Annotated in this window: 19 protein-coding genes; 3 read left to right on the forward strand and 16 right to left on the reverse strand. The window is 48.7% G+C overall.

Translation table 11 applies throughout. From position 1 onward, the window contains the following. Together ftsH and rlmE are read right to left on the reverse strand one after the other, a co-directional pair. Positions 1 to 1,313: ATP-dependent zinc metalloprotease FtsH (gene ftsH / locus M0R47_RS18445; protein WP_292557517.1), on the reverse strand; the 1,313-nt coding region annotated here is incomplete at its 3' end. A gap of 176 nt (positions 1,314 to 1,489) precedes the next feature. Continuing rightward, positions 1,490 to 2,107, reverse strand: coding sequence for a 23S rRNA (uridine(2552)-2'-O)-methyltransferase RlmE (rlmE, locus tag M0R47_RS18450; RefSeq protein ID WP_366513250.1), 618 nt, complete (start codon positions 2,105 to 2,107; stop codon positions 1,490 to 1,492). A 48-nt stretch (positions 2,108 to 2,155) separates the two neighbouring features. Here rlmE and yhbY point away from each other — a divergent pair, with 48 nt between their 5' ends. After that, positions 2,156 to 2,422 (forward strand): ribosome assembly RNA-binding protein YhbY, encoded by a 267-nt coding sequence (gene yhbY, locus M0R47_RS18455; RefSeq protein ID WP_292557519.1) that lies wholly within the window; start codon positions 2,156 to 2,158, stop codon positions 2,420 to 2,422. A gap of 48 nt (positions 2,423 to 2,470) precedes the next feature. Here the strand turns inward: yhbY and greA are convergent, their stop codons facing one another. From greA to M0R47_RS18475, 4 genes are all read right to left on the reverse strand, one after another. Then, positions 2,471 to 2,947 (reverse strand): transcription elongation factor GreA, encoded by a 477-nt coding sequence (greA, locus tag M0R47_RS18460; RefSeq protein ID WP_292557521.1) that lies wholly within the window; start codon positions 2,945 to 2,947, stop codon positions 2,471 to 2,473. A 62-nt stretch (positions 2,948 to 3,009) separates the two neighbouring features. Then, positions 3,010 to 6,228: a carbamoyl-phosphate synthase large subunit gene (carB, locus tag M0R47_RS18465; RefSeq protein ID WP_292557523.1), complete on the reverse strand. Its 3,219-nt coding sequence runs from the start codon at positions 6,226 to 6,228 to the stop codon at positions 3,010 to 3,012. Between the two features lie 168 nt (positions 6,229 to 6,396). Beyond that, positions 6,397 to 7,524: a glutamine-hydrolyzing carbamoyl-phosphate synthase small subunit gene (gene carA / locus M0R47_RS18470; RefSeq protein WP_292557525.1), complete on the reverse strand. Its 1,128-nt coding sequence runs from the start codon at positions 7,522 to 7,524 to the stop codon at positions 6,397 to 6,399. Between the two features lie 205 nt (positions 7,525 to 7,729). Then, positions 7,730 to 8,263 (reverse strand): hypothetical protein, encoded by a 534-nt coding sequence (locus M0R47_RS18475; RefSeq protein WP_292557527.1) that lies wholly within the window; start codon positions 8,261 to 8,263, stop codon positions 7,730 to 7,732. Positions 8,264 to 8,681: 418 nt separating this feature from the next. On the opposite strand from M0R47_RS18475, the gene M0R47_RS18480 reads away from it, so the two are divergent. After that, positions 8,682 to 8,876: a type II toxin-antitoxin system VapB family antitoxin gene (locus M0R47_RS18480; protein ID WP_292557528.1), complete on the forward strand. Its 195-nt coding sequence runs from the start codon at positions 8,682 to 8,684 to the stop codon at positions 8,874 to 8,876. A 5-nt stretch (positions 8,877 to 8,881) separates the two neighbouring features. Beyond that, positions 8,882 to 9,259, forward strand: coding sequence for a type II toxin-antitoxin system VapC family toxin (locus M0R47_RS18485; RefSeq protein WP_292557549.1), 378 nt, complete (start codon positions 8,882 to 8,884; stop codon positions 9,257 to 9,259). Between the two features lie 50 nt (positions 9,260 to 9,309). Here the strand turns inward: M0R47_RS18485 and M0R47_RS18490 are convergent, their stop codons facing one another. The 10 genes from M0R47_RS18490 to M0R47_RS18535 all read right to left on the reverse strand — a co-directional run bounded on the left by M0R47_RS18490 (position 9,310) and on the right by M0R47_RS18535 (position 20,834). Beyond that, positions 9,310 to 13,710 carry a DUF6701 domain-containing protein gene (locus M0R47_RS18490; protein WP_292557530.1) on the reverse strand — a complete coding sequence of 1,467 codons (4,401 nt, stop codon included), beginning with the start codon at positions 13,708 to 13,710 and terminating at the stop codon, positions 9,310 to 9,312. Positions 13,711 to 13,861: 151 nt separating this feature from the next. Beyond that, complete coding sequence (locus M0R47_RS18495) at positions 13,862 to 14,275, reverse strand: hypothetical protein (protein ID WP_292557532.1); 414 nt, start codon at positions 14,273 to 14,275, stop codon at positions 13,862 to 13,864. 1 nt (position 14,276) lies between these two features. Then, complete coding sequence (locus M0R47_RS18500) at positions 14,277 to 15,128, reverse strand: type II secretion system protein (RefSeq protein ID WP_292557534.1); 852 nt, start codon at positions 15,126 to 15,128, stop codon at positions 14,277 to 14,279. Continuing rightward, complete coding sequence (locus M0R47_RS18505; protein ID WP_292557535.1) at positions 15,121 to 15,636, reverse strand: hypothetical protein; 516 nt, start codon at positions 15,634 to 15,636, stop codon at positions 15,121 to 15,123. Before M0R47_RS18505 ends, M0R47_RS18500 begins: the two co-directional genes overlap by 8 nt. Next, complete coding sequence (locus tag M0R47_RS18510; protein WP_292557536.1) at positions 15,617 to 16,054, reverse strand: prepilin-type N-terminal cleavage/methylation domain-containing protein; 438 nt, start codon at positions 16,052 to 16,054, stop codon at positions 15,617 to 15,619. Before M0R47_RS18510 ends, M0R47_RS18505 begins: the two co-directional genes overlap by 20 nt. Continuing rightward, the gene (locus M0R47_RS18515; protein ID WP_292557538.1) at positions 16,047 to 17,420 is read right to left on the reverse strand and encodes an O-antigen ligase family protein; all 1,374 of its coding nucleotides are present in this window, start codon (positions 17,418 to 17,420) and stop codon (positions 16,047 to 16,049) included. Before M0R47_RS18515 ends, M0R47_RS18510 begins: the two co-directional genes overlap by 8 nt. Before the next feature lie 438 nt (positions 17,421 to 17,858). Then, positions 17,859 to 18,200 (reverse strand): prepilin-type N-terminal cleavage/methylation domain-containing protein, encoded by a 342-nt coding sequence (locus M0R47_RS18520; RefSeq protein ID WP_292557540.1) that lies wholly within the window; start codon positions 18,198 to 18,200, stop codon positions 17,859 to 17,861. Between the two features lie 238 nt (positions 18,201 to 18,438). Beyond that, positions 18,439 to 18,984: a type II secretion system protein gene (locus tag M0R47_RS18525; RefSeq protein ID WP_292557542.1), complete on the reverse strand. Its 546-nt coding sequence runs from the start codon at positions 18,982 to 18,984 to the stop codon at positions 18,439 to 18,441. 159 nt (positions 18,985 to 19,143) lie between these two features. Further along, positions 19,144 to 19,605: a hypothetical protein gene (locus M0R47_RS18530; protein WP_292557544.1), complete on the reverse strand. Its 462-nt coding sequence runs from the start codon at positions 19,603 to 19,605 to the stop codon at positions 19,144 to 19,146. 2 nt (positions 19,606 to 19,607) lie between these two features. Continuing rightward, on the reverse strand, positions 19,608 to 20,834 hold the full coding sequence (locus M0R47_RS18535) for a type II secretion system F family protein (protein WP_292557546.1): 1,227 nt from the start codon (positions 20,832 to 20,834) through the stop codon (positions 19,608 to 19,610). Positions 20,835 to 20,991 lie beyond the last annotated feature (157 nt).

The following is a 20,991-nucleotide window of genomic DNA, read 5'->3' on the forward strand; positions in this document are numbered from 1 at the left end:
ATACTAACTTTGTAGACAGGATCATGTTCAGGGACCAGCTTACCGACAATTGCATGCCCTGCTTCATGATAAGCAGTCATTTTCTTTTCTTTCTCATTCATGACCATAGAGGTTCTTTCAACGCCCATGATCAATTTATCCTTGGCTTTTTCCAGATCCGCCATGTTGACTACGCGTTTATTCATTCTAGCAGCGAATAAAGCAGCCTCATTGACTAAATTGGCCAAATCCGCTCCGGAAAAACCCGGCGTACCTTGGGCGATATACTTAACCTCAACATCATCAGCAACCGGCACTTTCTTAACATGCACGGCAAGAATCTGCTCGCGCCCTTTAACATCCGGCAGTCCAACCGTTACCTGACGGTCAAACCGGCCTGGACGCAATAAAGCCTTGTCCAGAACATCAGGACGGTTTGTTGCTGCAATAACAATAATGCCTTCGTTACCTTCAAACCCATCCATTTCAACCAGCAATTGGTTTAAAGTCTGCTCACGCTCATCATTGCCGCCACCTAAACCGGCGCCACGCTGACGACCGACCGCATCGATCTCATCTATAAAAATAATGCAAGGCGCATGTTTTTTAGCTTGCTCAAACATGTCGCGCACGCGGGATGCCCCTACACCGACGAACATTTCAACAAAATCCGAACCGGAAATAGTAAAGAACGGCACTTTAGCCTCACCGGCAATAGCTCTGGCCAGCAAAGTTTTGCCTGTTCCCGGAGGACCGATCATCAATGCGCCACGAGGAATTTTTCCGCCTAATTTTTGGTATTTTGCCGGGTCTTTAAGAAAATCGACCATTTCGACAACTTCTTCTTTAGCTTCATCACAGCCCGCCACATCAGCAAAAGTCACCTTAATCTGGTCTTCTTCAAGCATACGGGCTTTGCTTTTGCCAAAATTCATTGCTCCGCGACCGCCGCCGGCGCCGCCCTGCATTTGCCGCATGAAGAAAACCCATACCGCAATAAGCAATAACATCGGCCCAAAAGAAACCAACAACTGCATCAGCATAGAAGGCTGCTCGGGCGGAACGGCTTTAATTTCGACGCCATTTGCCAGCAAATCATCTACTAAATGAGGATCCGAGGGTGCGTAAGTTTTAAATATCTGCCCCCCCTGCATCTTGCCTTTGATGATATTGTCTTCAATCATCACTTGCTGAATCTGGCCTGCTTTTACCGACTCGATAAATTGCGAGTACGACATTGACGAATCAGACCTGTCATTTTGCGGACCGAAGTTATTAAAGACGGACATCAATACAACTGCAATGACGACCCATAGGATTATATTTTTCATCATATCGTTCAATTTACACACCCTGGGCCTGAAAGGCTCTCGATTTTAAAAACAAAGTAATTATATCAGGAGTTAACTTTCCTGACTGTCGTTATTTATCCGGACCATCCACACATGAAAAACACAGTTTCATAATACTTGGTCGCACCTGGTTCCACTAATGTTAGGGCGACATAAGATTATTTAAAGCCTTTAGCTAAAATATAAACTTCATTGCTTCGAGGTCTTGATGCTTTCGGCTTTCTGATAACCACTTTGACAAAGGCTTGCTGAACCTCCTTAAAAAACTCCTCAAAACCGGCGCCGTGAAATAATTTAACCAGAAACACCCCATCTTTTGTCAACACGGTCTTAGCCGTCTCTAAAGCTAATTCCCCTAAATAAATGGCACCAGGCTGATCTACGCCCTTATTACCACTCATATTGGGCGCCATATCCGACATAACCATATTTACCGGGGCACCGTCAAGCACTGCATACAATTGATCCAGAACGGCTTGCTCACGAAAATCGCCCTGTATAAAATCAACCCCTTCTATCGGGTCCATCGGTAAAATATCCAGCGCAATGATCTTATTTTTTTTTCCAATAATCGGCCGGGCAAACTGCGACCATCCGCCGGGCGCAGCACCCAAGTCGATGATATTCATCCCCGGCTTAATAAGCTGATCCTTTTCCTGGATTTCTTTCAATTTAAAAACGGCGCGCGACCGGTAGCCCTGAGCTTGCGCCATTTTGACGTATTCGTCGGCAAAATGCTCCTGCATCCAACGACTGCTACTTTTACTTCGTCCCATAATTACAATTTAGTGTAGAATTTAAGCTTTTGATTTAGGAATTAAAGTGTGAACTCTGCAGATAAGAAAAAACTCCGGGCTCAAGCGCACAGCTTAAAGCCCGTCATTATGATTGGTCAATCAGGACTTACAGCGGCCGTGCTGGCAGAGATTGAATTAGCGCTAGACAGCCACGAGCTGATTAAAGTGCGAATACGCGCCGAAAGGGAAGATCGTAAGCTGATCAGCGAGAAAATCTGCGCTGAAACGGGGGCGGAGCTCATCCAGAGTATTGGACAAATTGCAGTTATTTACAGATTAAACCCTAACAAATAATTGAAATCAGGGGTATGCCATCAAGCTACCCCTACTGCTTAGGCTCGATTAAATATACTCAATCGAAATAATTTCATAGTCAATATCGCCGCCAGGTGCTTTAACGGTAACAACATCTTCAACCTCTTTACCGATCAACGCCCTCGCAATCGGCGAGCCGATTGAAATGCGGCCGTCCTTGATATTTGCCTCATCTTCGCCAACAATCTGATACGTCACCCTTCTCTCGGATTCAATATCTTCTATCTCCACTGTCGCGCCAAACACTACCTTGCCATTGGCATCCACTTTGGTAACGTCAATAATTTGCGCGTTAGAAAGCTTACCTTCAATTTCAGAAATACGCCCTTCGGTAAAGCTTTGCTGCTCTTTTGCAGCATGGTATTCCGCGTTTTCTTTCAGATCACCGTGTTCTCTAGCCGTGGAAATCGATGCAATAATACGTGGACGCACAACTGATTTTAATTCTTCCAATTCCACGCGTAATTTTTCCGCACCTTTGATGGTAAGAGGTACTTTATTCATTTTGATACTCCAATAATTGCTTGCCTGGGCGCAAGTAAATTTGCGCCCAGCAGCGTTTTTTATTAAATCAGGCTCTTATGCAGATCTTGCAAGCAATTCACATCGCCTGCGTCCAATTCGCCCAAGGCGTAGCAGGCTGCTTTTGCGCCAGCCATTGTCGTGTAATAAGTCACGCGATGCTGTAGTGCTTCCCGGCGCATCGTAAATGAGTCGGAAATAGCCTTTTTGCCTTCTGTCGTATTAATGATTAGCTGAATCTGATCGTTTTTAATCATATCAACCGTATTAGGTCGTCCTTCGTTAACCTTGTAAACGACTTCGCAAGGAATGCCCGCGTCTTTAAGAAACTTTGCCGTGCCGCCAGTCGCGACGATCTCATATTTTTTATCGACCAGCATTTTGGCAATATCAGGCGACTTGGCTTTATCTGCATCACGGATACTGATCAGCACTTTGCCGCTGTGATTCAGGTTGACACCGGCAGCGCGCTGAGATTTAGCGAAAGCCTCACCGAAGCTTTTGCCTACCCCCATTACTTCACCAGTTGATTTCATTTCAGGCCCCAACAAAGGGTCGACGCCCGGAAATTTAACAAACGGAAACACCGCCTCTTTAACTGAATAGTAACCCGGAATACGCTCTTTGGTAATACCTTGCTGCGCCAAAGTTTGTCCGACCATGCAGCGCGCTGCAATTTTAGCCAATGGATATCCGGTGGCCTTGGATACAAAAGGTGCGGTACGCGACGCCCTGGGATTGACTTCAAGTACATAAACATCCTCACCCTGAATGGCAAACTGGGTATTCATCAAACCCACAACGCCCAGAGCTTCCGCCATTTTGGTCACTTGTTCACGCAACTGATCCTGAATTTTCGGCGCCAATTCATACGGAGGCAACGAACAGGCAGAGTCCCCTGAATGTACGCCGGCCTGTTCGATATGCTCCATCAAACCGCCGATCAATACCTGCTCCCCGTCGTAAATGGCATCAACGTCCATTTCCACCGCATCGTCAAGGAATCGGTCCAGCAACACCGGCGAATCGTTAGAAACGCTGACCGCCTCTTTCATATAGCGTTGCAAACCTTCTTCATTGAAGACGATTTCCATAGCCCGGCCGCCCAAAACATAGGAAGGACGAACAACCAAGGGATATCCCAGTTCTTTTGCCGCATTAATCGCTTGATCGACAGAGCGTGCCGTGGCATTCGGGGGCTGCTTTAAATTCAGTCTTTCCAGCAGTTTCTGGAAACGCTCGCGGTCTTCCGCCAAATCAATCGAGTCAGGCGATGTACCGATAATAGGCACACCCGCCGCTTCCAATGCACGCGCCAACTTCAATGGCGTTTGACCGCCGTATTGCACAATCACACCTTTAGGTTTTTCAATATGCACAATTTCCAGCACATCTTCCAACGTCAACGACTCAAAATATAAACGGTCTGAGGTATCAAAGTCGGTAGAAACCGTTTCAGGATTGCAATTGACCATGATAGTTTCATAGCCATCTTCACGCAGTGCCAACGCGGCGTGCACACAGCAATAGTCGAACTCAATACCCTGCCCGATACGGTTAGGCCCGCCGCCGAGGATAATGATTTTTTCTTTATCGGAAACCCGCGCCTCGCATTCTTCCTCATAGGTTGAATACAGATAAGCCGTGTCGGACGAAAACTCGGCAGCACAGGAATCTATGCGTTTATAGACCGGACGAATATTCTGTTTGTGCCGCACATTACGCACTTCAGACTCGGACGTGTCCAGCAATTTGGCCAATCTAAGATCGGAAAAACCTTTACGTTTCAATCGATAAAGCTCACCTTCTTTCAGAGTCGATAAGGTTTTAGTCGACAAGGTTTTTTCAGTCAGAACCAAATCTTCGACCTGAGCCAAAAACCATGGCTCGATTTTGCTGGCTTCATGCACTTCTTCCAAAGTCATGCCACTACGGAATGCATCTGCGACATAGAGCAAACGATCCGGCCCCGGATGGCGCATTTCACGCTGGATTTTTTCCCGGGCATCTTCCCTGTTCAAATCGATAACTTCATCAAGGCCGCTGATGCCGATTTCCAATCCGCGTAAAGCTTTTTGCAGCGATTCCTGAAAAGTGCGGCCGATAGCCATAACCTCACCCACAGACTTCATCTGCGTAGTCAGGCGGTCGTCGGCTTGCGGAAACTTTTCGAAGGTAAAGCGCGGAACCTTGGTAACAACATAATCAATAGTAGGTTCAAACGATGCCGGTGTTGTGCCGCCGGTGATCTCGTTTTGCAATTCATCCAGCGTGTAACCTACCGCCAGCTTTGCCGCCACTTTGGCAATCGGGAAACCGGTTGCCTTGGAGGCCAGAGCGGACGAACGCGATACGCGCGGATTCATCTCGATTATGATCATCCGTCCGTCTACTGGGTTAATAGCGACCTGTACATTGGATCCGCCGGTATCGACACCAATTTCGCGCAATACCGCCAGCGAGACGTTACGCAGAATCTGGTATTCCTTATCAGTCAACGTTTGTGCAGGGGCGACAGTGATGGAATCGCCGGTATGCACGCCCATTGGGTCGAAGTTTTCGATAGAGCAGACAATGATGCAGTTGTCCTTGGAATCACGCACCACTTCCATTTCATATTCTTTCCAGCCCAGCACCGACTCTTCAATCAATAACTCGTTGGTTGGCGACAAATACAAACCGCGTTCGCAAATTTCAACAAACTCTTCCTTGTTATAAGCAATCCCGCCGCCGCTGCCGCCCATGGTAAATGAAGGCCGAATAACAGTCGGGTAACCCACTTCCTGCTGGGCCGCCAGCGCTTCTTCCATAGAATGCGCGGTTTTTGATTTTGCCACTTCATAGCCGATTTTCCGCATCGCCTGATTGAAAAGCTCACGGTCTTCAGCTTTATTAATCGCTTCTTTGGTAGCGCCGATCATTTCTACGCCGTATTTTTCCAATACACCGTTAGCATCAAGATCCAACGCACAATTCAACGCAGTTTGACCACCCATGGTCGGCAATATCGCGTCGGGGCGTTCTTTTGCAATGATCTTTTCTACGGTCTGCCAGTCGATAGGCTCGATATAAGTGGCATCGGCCATATCCGGGTCGGTCATAATCGTTGCCGGATTGGAATTGACCAGAATAACGCGATAACCTTCTTCCCGAAGCGCTTTACAGGCTTGCGTGCCTGAATAGTCAAACTCACAAGCTTGACCAATAACAATGGGGCCGGCACCCAGTAATAAAATCGATTTTATGTCGGTTCTTTTTGGCATTTTGTATGCGTTACCATTTATGTTGCAGTTAATTATGTAGGACCGGTTAGCGTAGCTGATAGGATTTTCAGGTTACGCTAACCCGATAAGCATCAACCTAAGGGTCGTCAGATGAACTGAGGCGCAAGCCCATCAATCAGAAAATGATGGGCCGCACAGTGTTTAGCCCTACGATGCTTGTTCCATCATCTCGATAAAATCATCGAATAAAGATTCCACATCATGGGGACCTGGACTTGCTTCAGGGTGACCCTGAAAGCTCATGGCCGGGCAATCCGTCCGCTTGATACCCTGCAAGCTGCCGTCAAACAATGAGCGATAGGTTGCGACTAAATTAGCGGGTAAACTGGCCTCATTGGCCGCAAAGCCGTGATTTTGGCTGCTGATCATGACCCGGCCTGTGGCTATTTCCTGAACCGGGTGGTTGGCGCCATGATGGCCGAATTTCATCTTTTCGGTTTTTGCGCCGCTGGCTAAAGCCAACAATTGATGGCCCAAGCAAATGCCGAATACCGGGATTTTCTTTTCCAGTATCGTTTTGATTGCCTCAATCGCATAAGTACATGGCTCAGGATCGCCTGGGCCATTAGACAGAAATACCCCGTCAGGATTCATTGCCAATACGGTTTCAGCCGGCGTTGTTGCAGGAACTACGGTAACACGGCAACCGCGATTAGCTAATAGCCTGAGAATATTACGTTTAATGCCAAAGTCGTAAGCCACCACATGCTTGGTCAGATTTTCGGCAGGCTTGTGCCCATGCCGTAAATGCCAGATATTTTCAGTCCACTCATAAGGCTGGGCAACAGTGACTTCCTTAGCCAGATCCATTCCTTGCAAGCCCGGAAAGCCTTCAATGGCTTTTTTTGCCACGTCCACATCAACCGATTCCCCCGCCATGATGCAACCACGCTGCGCACCTTTGTCACGCAAAATCCGGGTTAATTTACGGGTATCAATATCGGCAATAGCCACGACATTATTATCAAGCAAATATTGCTGCAACGTTTTTTCGTTGCGCCAGTTACTTGCCAGCAATGGCAAATCCCGAATGACCAGACCGCTGGCAAAAACGCCGGCTGACTCATCATCTTCGCTAGTCGTTCCGACATTCCCAATGTGCGGATAAGTTAATGTCACAATTTGCCGGGCATATGAAGGATCACTGAGAATTTCCTGATACCCGGTCATAGCCGTATTAAAAACCACCTCGCCCACGGAACATCCATCTGCACCAATGGCTATACCGTTAAAAACCGTTCCATCTTCCAATACCAATAAAGCAGACCTAGTCAAACACGTCACCTCAAATGTGCAAAACGGGATGACCCCTTAAGGACTCATCCCGTTGTAAAAAACAAAACTAGGGTAATTTTACGAGATTATGCGGTTTGGGTCATTAACAATTTTTTAAACCCGAGGACATCCCACCTGTTATGAAGACCATTTTGTACATGAAGCACACCAGATTGAATTGATACCGTCAATTATCCAGCCATAGTTAGGCCAGAGAAGACAAAGAAGAGATTTTTTGCTCAACGCCGATAATGGCCCGATTCAAAGTGCCCAGATTTTTCTCTTCAATGATTTGCATACCCATCACATAAAAAATGGGCATCCAAAGCGGATTAATCAAAATTCCGCCCAGCGCGCTCTTCCAGGTCCGCTTCAGGTTTTTTAAAGGATTAAACGACTCCGACAAAGAGCGCATCGGATACTCGGCAAAAACGGCGGCAATCGGATGCAAAATAACTTTGTCATGCGCCTCAAGCTGGGCCATGGATTTCAGCAGTTTTCGCTCCATATTGTGATAATTCATCCGGGCAAAGCCTGATGAAATCGCGAAAGTCAGCGCCACCAGCGGCAGTAGCACGCTCGGAGGCGCTACCGGTGCAAAAGTGGAAGACAGCATGACGATACCAAACCCCAACATCAAGGCATCCTCTCCCCGCTCCACATCGCGGTCGATGCCTTTAACAATGGCAGAAACGGTATTGCCGGACTGCCCTTTTAAATAATCTTTCTCTTGTGCCATGGGTATTCTCCTTATGGACAGTGCTTTAAAAGCACACCTTATGAAAATATACATACGCGACCCGGTCACTGGACTGAGAAATACAATCCCGTAAAAGCCGCGTGTTCTTGGTGCCGAGTTTATCGGCCCATGCCCATTTGTTTAATTATTCTCCATATCGGCCAGTTTAATTGAGCTTTTAGGCGGCGGCAAATCTGAATATTTGAAACTAAAAACCTATTTTCATCCTGCTAATATTTAACACGTCACTTGATGACTATTCAGGCTAATTCAAGCGAGGCGAAAAACATCTAAACAAACTGCAAGATTGCTGAAGTTGCTAATTTGATGAGTCGTGCATCAAATGGCGTTTAATAGACACTTGTTTTACTAAATGCACAAAAAAGCGCATCATTCAATGACTATTTAGGAGACAAACATGAGAACCACCATCGTTTTAGATGACGAATTACTGGCAAAAGCCCAAGCATTAACCAGTTTGCAGGAAAAATCCAGCCTGGTAAAAGAAGCGCTAAAGGCCCTAATAGAAAGGGAAAGCGCAAAAAGGCTGGCAAATTTAGGCGGTAGCGAACCGCAACTGGAAGCTATCCATCGCCGACAAACGACACTCTAAGCGTGATGATTCTGGTAGACACTTCGGTTTGGATTGACCATCTGCGCAACAATGAACCCCAATTAATAAGCTTGCTAACGCAAAATCGTGTATTGGCTCATCCTTTCGTTCGTGGTGAATTGGCATTAGGTAATTTGCGCCAACGCCAAATCATTTTGTCCGCCATCGATAATCTGCCTCAAGCGCCAGTTGCCTTTGCCGATGAGATTAATTTTTTCATTGAAACACAATCGTTATTTGGTTTGGGAATAGGATTAATTGACGCACACTTGTTAGCATCAACCCAATTATTGGCCAATGCCAAGTTGTGGACACGCGATAAACACTTGTTGGCGGTTGCCATACGTCTCAATCTGGCTGTGACGACGGATACGGATGATTAACTAAAAGTTGGCTTGTAATATCAGCTTCGATTGTCGTGCCACAACTCACATTAATATTGTTCACGAATATAAATAAACTTACTGTTGCCTTTATAAATCCCAAAGGTAGCCCTACCTGTAGTGCTCGGCAGCCAAGTCGGCCAACCTGCCCCGCTGAGCTTGATATCCACGCTACCATCATTTCCAGCACCCGGCGCATTCAGCGTGATCATTCCCACACCGTTGGTAAGTATCGCTGAACCAGCGGTTATACAGGGTGGAACAAGACTACCGAGATTACCCAGGCAGTTCGAAATATTCACATCACCAACTGCCAGCGAGGTAATATCCGTACTACTGTTCACCCAACTGGTTCCATTGTAATACTGGACTTCTACATTATTGATAGGCAACGGCCGCAATTCCGAACCGTAAGCACTCGGCACCATGCCACGGCCATTCACCACCTTGACACCGCCTTCAACCGAGCTGGCTGCGGCTGAGCGCAGTGAAGTCACGCCATCCGTATCCAACGCCCGCACATAAACGTCAGTTGGCACGGTTGGCGTAGTTGCAAAAGTAAAGACCGGTGCAGCAGGTGTGCCTGGAACCACGGTGCTGCCATTGGCAAATGAGTCTGACGGCGCGCTCGCCGCCGTCAATGCACCGCCCGGCGCAGCAGTTACAATTGCCGCTCCACCTACCGCATTGACTGCACTCAACGTCACTGCTTTGGAAAAATCGCCTTGGTAATTTTGCGTCTGCACATCGCTTGAATTCATCGCTGAGACATTCAGTGTAAACGGCTGGCCTGAATAGACGAAACCGTCGTACGAAACAGGACACGCCAATCCGGCAGGGCAACCCATCGGCACTCCGGATGCCAGCGCCACCACTGTATTGAAATGATCAGGAATAAAACGCCCGGCATTCTCACTCGATCCGGTCGTGACCAGCGCATTTCCAAGGAAAGTGCTGTTGGTGGCCGTCAACGTGATCACGCCCACCTCGCCCCATGCTAAATCGATTACCGTGGCGACTCCATTGTTGAAACTGCTGCGATATAGCGGGGTTGTTGCGCCTGTTCCACTCAAGCTCCCTAAAACACCGTTTTCCGTTGGTGCTGGCGCAATAAGCGTATGCGTCAGACTCACCATTTCCGTGGCATTGTTCGCTCCCAAACCAAAACTTGGAGTGGTTGCACCTAAGGCCGTTCGTGCAGTCACCGTCGCCTTGAAAATCTCGCCAGCCTTGACGAAAACACCGCCGCCGCCAAGCAGCCCTGGATCATCAGGGGGCGTAATGCAATCGCCAACAATAGCAACAGTACAGGGCACTATTGTGAAATCAAACGGCTTAACCACAAAAGCATTGGATGAGCCTGTTAATGTAGCAGAATTCACCGTCTTGTTTACCCATAACTTAACCTGCCCAACATCACTGTAGTTGAAGGTGAATGGCGCATTGCCGCCAGCATCGAAAACCATATTGACAGTCGAATAGTTGGTTACGCTCCCATTACCGTTAGCCGCCACAGAACTTCCATTCACGCTCATCAAATTTTCGCCACTGCATGTTGGCGGATCGATACACTCGTGAGCGAACTTGACCGAGCTCGCCCCCACCAATCCCGCTTCGCACGCCTGTGTTGAGGTGTTCTTTTTCACGGCACGCAAATAATAGGTCCCGCTATCGACGCCCGCCACCTGCGTAGGTATTGTCAAAGCAGTGCCGCCGCTTGCCCCGGAAAATATAAATCCTGCATCCGCGAACGTCAGACTGCAACTTTCCGTCCCACCGGCGAAACACCGGGGACTGGTACCGGACGGAGCCGGTGAAACCGTACTGGTTCCCAGAGTTACTGTTTGCGGCGACGCAATGGAGAGACTCGCCGTGGTGCTGCCGGTAAAAGTAATCGGATTGGCGGCCCAACCCGAGGCAGGCAAAAGCGTAACCGTGGCACTGCTGGTCGCCAGCGTGGAACACGCCGCATCAGCGCAAGCCTTAATGGTCACATCCGAGGGCATGCAGGTTATGCCCGTTCCTGTATGTTCAATTTGAATATGATCAAGAAGAGGCACAAAAATAAAGGTTACCGTAGTCGGTTCGTCCCTCTCGGTCGAGCCATACAGCGCCGATTTGTAGCTTACCGGCGTTATCGTCACGGTTTCCGGCACACTATCGGTGATCGTCAACGTCGCTGTTCCGGTGGTGCTATCCAGTTTTCCGGTCACGCTTTGTCCGGTAATCGTGGCATTGGTCAAGGTTGTAGAAACTATCTCAGCAGAGCCGCTGACCGTGACCGTGACCATCAGCGGCCCTTCAGGGTCGGTCGGATTACCCTTTATGAGATTGCCCAGCGAATCGAAAGGCACCACATGGTTAACCTTGTCATGCAGAGCAAGGTCAATCACTACATTGCTGTTGCTGCCCGGATTGGCACCGGTATAGCTTGCTTTCAGGTGATCGGGGCCGACATAGAAATTGGTCTGCTCAAAAAGTGTGTTCGTGGTGTTATTCCACACTTGGACCACCCAAGTGCCCAGTGGCCCGGCGTTGGGAATGCTGTAAGTATCAGGCAGGGTAATCAGATTACTGGTGACGGGAGAAGTTCGCACCAGTATGCCGTTAGGGTCATACCATTTGTAGTAATACGGCGTACCGTTCGTGAGACCGTAGGTCTTGGCATAAACATTATTCCCTGCCGGGTAGGTGTCTTGCTCTGTGGTATAACCCGGGTCTTCATACAACACAAGGTTTTTGACCGTGGTAATATCGGTCACCGATACGGTATTGGCGGCCCCCGCTGTATAAGCCGCAGTCAGTGTCGACGTGCAAGTCGAACTAATCGTTGCGCCAGCAGGAATATTGATCTTGAGCACAAAATCCTTGTAGCCGCCGTAAGCTGAGAGTGTAACGGGAGACGATAGCGCGGTTGTCTTGTCCGACTCAAACAGCGCACTGGTCCAACCGGTACATGAGCCGGACGTAAAAGACGGCGTCAGAGACACATCCTTATTGGTAGAAGCATTGCTTTGCACCCGATGACTGTAATACACGGAAGACCCCGCCCCTCCTGCTCCGGTATTGCTGGGTGTCAGCGTCAGGATCGTGGTTACCGTAGTAACCGCAGTGGCTGTGGCGGTCTTGCTCGGGTTGTTGCCGGAAACGGCGGTGATGGTGGTAGTATCCACGGTGCCGACAGAAGCGCCATTCGGAATGTTTACCGTTAAAGCAATATCAGCCGAACCCCCAGCAGGCACGCTAACCGAAGACGAACTTAAGTCCACTGACCAGCTCTTGTTGGATAAGGTGGACAGGCTGATTATGTCGGCGCTTACTCCATAATTATAGACAGTGTAGTTGTAGACTACAGCTGTCCCCTTGGCGCCGTTTTGCGACTGAGTGGATGGCAAAATGGCAATAGCGCCGACAATAATATCGGTATCGCTTGCCGAATTAGATTGACTGCCTACCGAGGCCGATGCGGTGTTGGTCAGGGAATCCGATTGGTTACCGGTCAGGGTGGCGTTGATGGTAAAGGTCACGCTGCCTCCCACCGGCATAGTAGGAATTGTTATCCCCGCGCCCTGCATAGCACTCACGGTACTCACCGGACAGGTTGCCCCTCCGGCGGCGACGCAGGACAAACTGTTAGCCGCTATCCCAGTGACCGCGGGATCCTGAAAGATGACGCCGCTTAATGACACTCCTGTGGTATTGGTAATGGTAACAATGTAATTGGTGCTGTCGCCGGAAGAGAGAGTGGTTTTATTGTCCGTCATGGTGATGGACGGTAATACCACCACCCCAACCGAGCCCTGTGTCACCGTGGGGGAATTACATTTTGACGATGTACCGGGCACAGGATTAAGATTGGACGTGCATACATCACCTGGTGGCGTTTTATTGTTATCCCAGCTCACCACGAACGGAATATACAAATTGCCTCCGGCTCCGTTCAGGGACTGACAGGGTACGGTTACGTTGGGCATATAATGAACACCGCTGCCCGTGCCTCCCCCGATTGTACCGTTACCGTCGCCACAGATGTCGCCGGTAGCCCCGCCATCCAGATCCAGAAACGGGCTAGCCGTCGGTAGCACCGACACAGTGCAACTGGCCGCTCCGCCATTAGCCGCTTTGGTCTGCGGCGTTTTTCCGTCGTTGGAAATAAAAATACCAATGTCGTACCGGTCAGGTTGCGCAAAGTTGACCGTCATCTGGAGATCCAGGGTGACATTGGTGCCGCCGACGCAAGAGGTGGTATCGCCAACCACTGCCATACCGGTAATGGAAACATCGTTGGCGTTACAGCTCAGGTCAGAGCCATATCGGTCGGCGGCGCATTGATTTTCTGAAAAAGTGGCGGCTTGAGCCGTAATAACTGACGAAAACAGAACAACAGCAAGCCAGGTAATTGCAAAAGTCCGAGCTGGAAAACCCGGTTCAAAGTCGGAATCAGGCCTCATTATCAACTGCAAAAAACGGAAACAACCCGTATTTATGGGAGATACCCTTGAATACCCAAAAATGTTCATTTTAAAGTCCTTAACAATACATCCGGTTTATGTTGTCACGTAGCGCATTCATAGCCTGCCCGACTGCACGGTTACTTAAAAATCATTTTGATACGGTTGCAGTTAATTGGCGTTCAACGGCAAAATTACCGCCAGTGGCGTTGTTCGCCGTGGCGGTAATTTGGTACACATTGACATTAGTTAAGCCCTCAGTCGGTGTCGCCAGGGAACACGTCACTGTCACTGTGTAATTGACAGTGCTTGTAAGAGTTACTGGCAATGCAAGGATAAACTGGGCGGAATCGGGCGAAGGTACGCAGTAACTAGCGCCCTCAACAGCTTGATAGACACCCCACTCAATCCCTGACTTCGCCGCCTGATAGGCCATTGCGCCCTCTTCATCCAATGCACTGCTATGATGTTGCATGGTGGACACCCGGCCAATAAACACGGCGATGCCGCCCAATACCACGATCAGGAAAATAGCCATGATGAGGCTGAATCCGCGCTGTTTCATGTTACGGCACATTCTGGACATGAACCTGATGCAGCAAAGTAATGCTGTCTAGGGGATCGGGACTATTGGATAAGGTTAGACTCATTGTAGCCAGACCGGCGCGTTGCGTGGTTCCCGACATATTGGAAAAATTGCTGGTGTCGCATTTGACGCCGGTTGCCAATCTGGCAATGCTGGTTGCGGTGCTGAGAGGGGCGCTGGTTACATTAGTTGGCTGCGAGGCTTGCCTTGCGTAACCGCTATAGCGCCACAAGGTGTTGCCCACACAGGCGAACGTTACCGGTCCCGAAATGATCTGGAAACGTTTGCTGGGCGACTCAAGTGGAAACTGCATGCCACCACTAAAACATATTTTGGTCGCGGATAAGGTACAGGCGAGATCAGAAGTCAGCGCCGCCACATTATCATTTGCATAGACGCCAAGAGCGCTTGTATTACTGGTATTGTAGACAACGAGTTCTTGCCCAACTGACGGAGCGGTGGACAATGTGCCGATCACTTCAAAGCAGGTGTCGTTACCGGAAAACGAGAGATCATCTCCCGCACTTCCACAGCCGGCAGTGCCCCCCGCAGAATTCGCACGGTAGCGCCCCCCTGTAATGGTCGGCAAAAATTCGATATAGTTACCGCTGACCCGTACGCTGTTAGGCAGTGCCGCGTGCAGTTCGCGGCCCATGCGCCGCAAAGCGGTATCCGCCACATCGGAAAGCTCTGCGCGGTCGAGCGCACCAAAATAACCTTGCAAGGGTGTAAAAAAGCTGGTTGCCACTACACCAAGTATTCCAGTAAGCACTATCACTATGACGACTTCGATCAGAGTGAAGCCAACCATGTATTTTGCAGTTCTAATCATCGTCATTTCCGTAGTCCGTACGATAGCCTTCCAATAGCACAGTTGTGTTTAACGGACCGGTAACAGTGACGGTAATGCGCTTGGCTTTTCCTCCGTTAATACCGTTAAGATCGGCCGCCGAGTCGATTTTGACGCTGACGGTATAATCCTCAAGTCCGGTAATTGTTGTTGAAGGCGCATTGATGGAACTGATGCCGTTGCGGCTGTAGTTGTGATAATCATCGATGTCGTCGTACAGATCACGGCTGGCCTCCACTATATTAGGAAGGCCGTCAGGATCGCTGAAATTTTGCAATGTGACTTCTTCCAGCATGGACTCAGCAATCGCCAGTGCCTGTTTTTTAACCACCGGATCGGCGGAATGCTGCACGTTGAAATTGATGGAAAAAATAATCCCTGTCATCGCTATGCCGACGATGACTATGAATATGACCAGCTCTATCAGCGATATGCCTCTTTGACGGCCTATCACTATAGAACCAATCACTTTAGCAGGCTGTTTCTTCATGGACATAGCCTGTTTCAGGCTCAAGGCAAATTAACCGGCTTGCATCACCGCCTCCGGAAACTGTAACGGTTGTCACAGCTGTCACATCAGGGCGGCCAAGGCCATCGAATGTAACGCTGCCTAATCCATTTACGGAGACGCCATTCGGCAAAGGATCGCATTGTTCGCCGTCTACCTGCACGCCATTTACCGGAGAACCATTGCAAGGATTCACCGCGAAAGTCACTGTGACCTCCCCTCGTTGCGCAACAGCCAATTTCTGCGCCAGTCTAATTGAGGATTTAATTATTTCCGCATATCCGGCAGCTGAATGGCTCGCAAAGTTAATCCGGGATGAGGCATAGGCCGTCAATATGCCAATGATAACGATGATCACGACCAGTTCTATCAGCGAAAAGCCGCTGCACCGCTTACTCATGCGACACCGATTCAAGCAGCCTTTGCGCCGATTTGGATTGCGGCCGTCTATGTACCAGCACCTTGGCTTGCTCAATGGCTTTGGAACGCTCTCCTACAAAATCCAGGCACCGTATGTATTCCATTTGAACGCTATCTGAGTGAGGTTGCAGGCTTTTGGCATAATTGATCCAAGTCATAATGTCTTGATGTGAAGCCGGTTGTTTAAGCATGGTTCCATACTGGCGATGCAGCGCTATTTTCTCCAGCAGATTACTAGCTTCAAACGGATTAACTTCAAGTCCCCTGCTAAAAACTGCGTTACTTTTCTCCAACAGGTCAGACCTTGACTGAATAATGCCCAGATTCCGCCAGATGACGCCTTCGCGCCAGTAGTAGCCAGCTTCACGGGACTGCAAAATCCGCGCACTTTGATGCCAATACAAACCGTTTTGTGAGTCACCATGCAACAATCGATTCAAACCAACATCCGCTAAAACAGAAGCGAAAGCTGGCAGTCCCAACCATGCCAGTAAAACAATCAGCAATGAGTTGCCGATAAACCTGAAACGTAAACCTAAAACATGCTGCACCATCATTTTCGGCAACTGCCACTGAGTTGCCCCCATGTCGATGAGTTGCTGATTGATAATACCTAAATAAGCTCCAAAAATAGCTAATAAAACTGGAATATAAAAAGGGTAGTCTACTAATGCATGAACCAACATGGAGGTAATGGCTACCGCGGACAGAATAAGCGGCAAACGTTGCTCAAGCAGCGCCTGCGAGCGAAATTTAAACAACTGTCCGTACACTGCAACAATCAGTAACAAAAACATGCCCCAGCCTAGCAAGCCTATTTCCAGTACAAATTGCAGGTAGTCGTTGTGAACGAAAAATGTATGATCATCGAGAAATGGCGGCATTTTATGGATGTCATAATAATAGCCGAAGTTAAAATAACCGATCCCTAACCATAAATGCTCGGACAGTCCGTACCAAGCGAGTTGGTATATTTCCCAACGGTATGAGGAATCTCCATGAAGAAGTGTAGCAACAACTGCATCCAGGCTCCAACTGGCAAGCCCCAACCAGGTATAAAATTTAAAAAAACCTAAAACAGCGAGAAACCCGACGGCTACTGTGCGGTAACGCCGCCACTGTGCAACTACTGAAGCTTGCCCAACAAAAGTTACCAAAAACAAAATACCGGATAATAATCCCAAGTAACCACCGCGGCTTTGCGTTGCCAGCAGCGCCGCAAACAGCAACAACGTAAACCCGTACACGCCGCGACCGCCGTAGCCCAACAGGTAATAGGCAAGTGCCGGGGCCAAACCGAGATTAAGCACCGTCGCCAAGGTATTAGGCGTTGCAAACAGTGCCAAAGAACGTGTGCCTTTTTCATCTATAAAACCCCAGCCAGTCAACCATTGCACTAGCGCCCAAACAGCAATCAGGACAATAACAGCACAAAATATCTTAATGCCTGTTTGTATAAGCCAATTAGGACAGTACGAAGCAACAAGGAAAGTGACCAACAGTGTTGTAGGATAATAGATGCCTTCGGCGTGATATGCTGAATTGAGGTACAACGCATTAGTGAGCAGCAACAGGCAAAAAACGACTAGTACAGCACTAATCCATGATAGTGTAAAAATCCGTTCTTGTTGCAACCTCACCAATGCCAAAAACAAACATAACCCCAACCACCAAAGAGATAAAAACTCTGTGTTTCTCGATACCTGCAACAAACATAGCAACGCAATAATTAAAAAAAAGGGCGCAAGCGCCCTTTTTGAAATTGGAATTGATTTCAAGAGAACTTAGGCGCCATTACAAACAGTGGTGTCTAAAGTAGTTATCTTGGAAAGAGTACTTCCCGTATATGTAACTGTGACAGCCGGGCATGGGCCTGTAATGGTTAATTTGTCGGTTGAATCAGATGTTAGCCCACTCGTTATGGATGCAAAACCAACAGTATCTTTATTTTTGGCATAGCTAATTGCGGCGGCTGACTGTACCGCGGCAATCCCGCCATCTATCACTGCCAACTTAGCTTCTTCATCAAGACCCTGCAATTTCGGTAACGCAGTCGCTGCCAGAATACCCAAAATTACGATAACGATGACTAACTCAATTAAAGTAAAACCGGATTGTTGTTTCATGCTAGATATTTGTTTCATTTTGAAAGTTTTATAAGTTAAAGGGCTAAAAAGAATAATCGGAATTTGTGACAGGGTTAAAAGATTTCGTAAAAGATTTCGATTAAAGGATAAGCTAAATTACTTATTTTCTCAATCCGAGCGTGTTTTTTAATCCAGAGTTGCTGATTGGATTACATGCCGACCTTTCAAGCTCGGATAAAGAATTAATATTCTTAAATAAAGGAAAACAACGACTTTGCTAACACCCGGTCGTGGTACTAATGCTAATAACCGGCGCGGCATTGGCAACCGGTTCGGTGTAAGTAAATGAGCAATTAATGGCAGAGCTGCCGCCACGGACCTGAAAGGTTGCTGTCGAGCCGGTTACAGTGTAGTCATAACCTTCGGCCTGCAATTCAACCTGGCTGGGATTGAATACCGTGGTCAGGCCCGCTGCGGTGAGTATGCCGCCGGATGTGCCGATTGCGGTCACTTTGGGGTAACCGTTGACCAGATTAATAATGCCGGCCTCGCTGCACAAGGTGCCTGTGGCGCCGGTCGAGTTATCCGCCGTGCCGCCGCCGGCCGGACAAGGCGCGGTATCGGCTCTGCCATTGCGCGCAAACAAGGTGGCGTGAACCATCGCCGAGGTTGCCGCAACGCTGCCGCGCGCCGCATTAAGCTTGGCAATTCGGGCATCGAGCTGCAAATTGGTCAAGCGCGGCAATGCCACGGCCGCCAAAATTGCCAGGATAACGATGACGACGATCAATTCAATCAGGGTGAAGCCTTTTGATTTATTCATGTTCGCTACTTGTGTTTGTACGGTTTAAGTTCTACTGGTCGCTAAGAATTTTAAGGTTCCAATTCTATCACTGTTTGAGCTTGCGCTAGGCGCTGACATCAAGCTTCCGTGTGGGCTTGCGTAAATCAGCAACAATCAAGCGCTGTCGGTTACGCTAAGCTAATCAATCACCAGGTCTATTCCGCCTACTGCCCCCAGCGAGGCCCGGTTGAGCTTGGCAGTGCCGGTCAACCGGTAACGAACTTGACGGCCGTCGCTAAAAACGTACACCAAGCGTTTGGCTTTACTATCAAAATACCAGACAGCTTGAGCGCCCGCCGGTGTTTGCGCATATTCGCCGCTGTAATTTTTCGGGCGTTCATTCAGTAATTGCAATGGATTGGCACTATCTATCTCGCTAATGTCCAGCGATTGCCCGATCGCATTACGGTGCGCCCATAATTCGCGCAGCCCCCAGCGCATGTTGGCTACGTCGGCTTCCATCGTTACCGCTTCGGCTTGGCTTTGCGCGCGGTTAAGACTAACCAGTAACAGGGCCGCCAACATGGCTATCAGGCTGATGGAAACTGCAAAATCGAAACGGCTGGCACCTGCTTGCACCCTAATAGTTTTCGGTATCATGGTCAGGTTTTATGCAGCGACACTTTACCGAGATCCCAGATCGGCAGAAAAATGCCCAAGGCCAGAATAAGCACCAGCACGCCCAGAAATACGATCATAATCGGCTCGATTTTGGCTCCCAGTGTTTTGATTTCATATTCGACATCGCGCTGATACATTTCGGCAATTTCTTCCATCAAGTCATCCAAAGCGCCCGATTCTTCGCCGACAGCAATCATCTGTAATACCAAGGGGTTAAAAACACCGGTATTCGTTGCCGTGCGCAGGATGGTTTCCCCACGCTCGACACCGAAACGCATTTGTTCAACTTTGTGCGCAATAAAATCGTTATCGACGGTTTGCGCCACCAGACTGAGGGCACTCATGATAGGAACGCCGCTTTTGCTGGACAGGGCAAAGCTCCTGGCAAAGCGCGCCATGGTGGCTTTATGGACGATTGGCCCGGCAATTGGACTGTTCAATTTGAAACGGTCCCATTGATACCGGCCCTGACCCGATGCAGTATAGGTACGAAATAGCAATATGCTCCCGGCAAAACCGGCCAGCAAATAAGGCCACGAGCTCACCATAAAATTGGAAAAATTCAATAAAATCCGCGTCATTAGGGGTAACTCAGCGCCTAAATTCTGAAACACTTTGGCAAAGGCCGGAATAACAAAGATATTAATGACGACAATCGCCACGACCATCGCCAGCATGACAAATGAAGGATAGCGTAGCGCCGCTTTGATCTGCTCATGCATAAACTTTTCAAATTCAATGTGTTCAAACAAACGCAGAAATACTTTGTCCAGCATGCCGGTGGTTTCGCCGACGCGTATCATGCTGACATAGAAACCATTAAACACCTTCGGGTGTAGATTCAGCGCGGCGGATAGTTCACGGCCGCTATCAAGACTTGAGCGAATCTCGCCTATCACCTTGACCAATGTCTTGTTTTTGGTCGACGACAACAGACCGCTAAGCGCACTCATGATAGGAATGCCCGCTTTAAGCAAGGTGTACATTTGCCGGCTGAACATCATGATATCAAGCGTTTCTATGCGCTCTTCAAACAGGTTAACGGACAGATTGTTACTGGCGGAAGGCGCTGAACCGGGCACGATTTCGACCGGCGTAATACCGAGACTGAGCAGCTGTTTTGCCACTGCGTTGCGGTCTTGGCTCTCTAGCGTGCCTTTTACCAACTCGCCTTTGTCATTGCGGCCTTTATATAAGAAGAATGGCATAGATGGGGTTCAAGGTTCAAGGTTCAAGGTTCAAGGTTCAAGGTTCAAGGTTCAAGGTTCAAGGTTCAAGGTTCAAGGTTCAAGGTTCAAGGCTAAAGGCTAAAGGCTAAAGGCTAAAGGCTAAAGGCTAAAGGCTAAAGGCTAAAGGCTAAAGGCT

Source organism: Methylobacter sp. (genome assembly GCF_023227905.1).
Taxonomy (GTDB): domain Bacteria; phylum Pseudomonadota; class Gammaproteobacteria; order Methylococcales; family Methylomonadaceae; genus Methylobacter_A.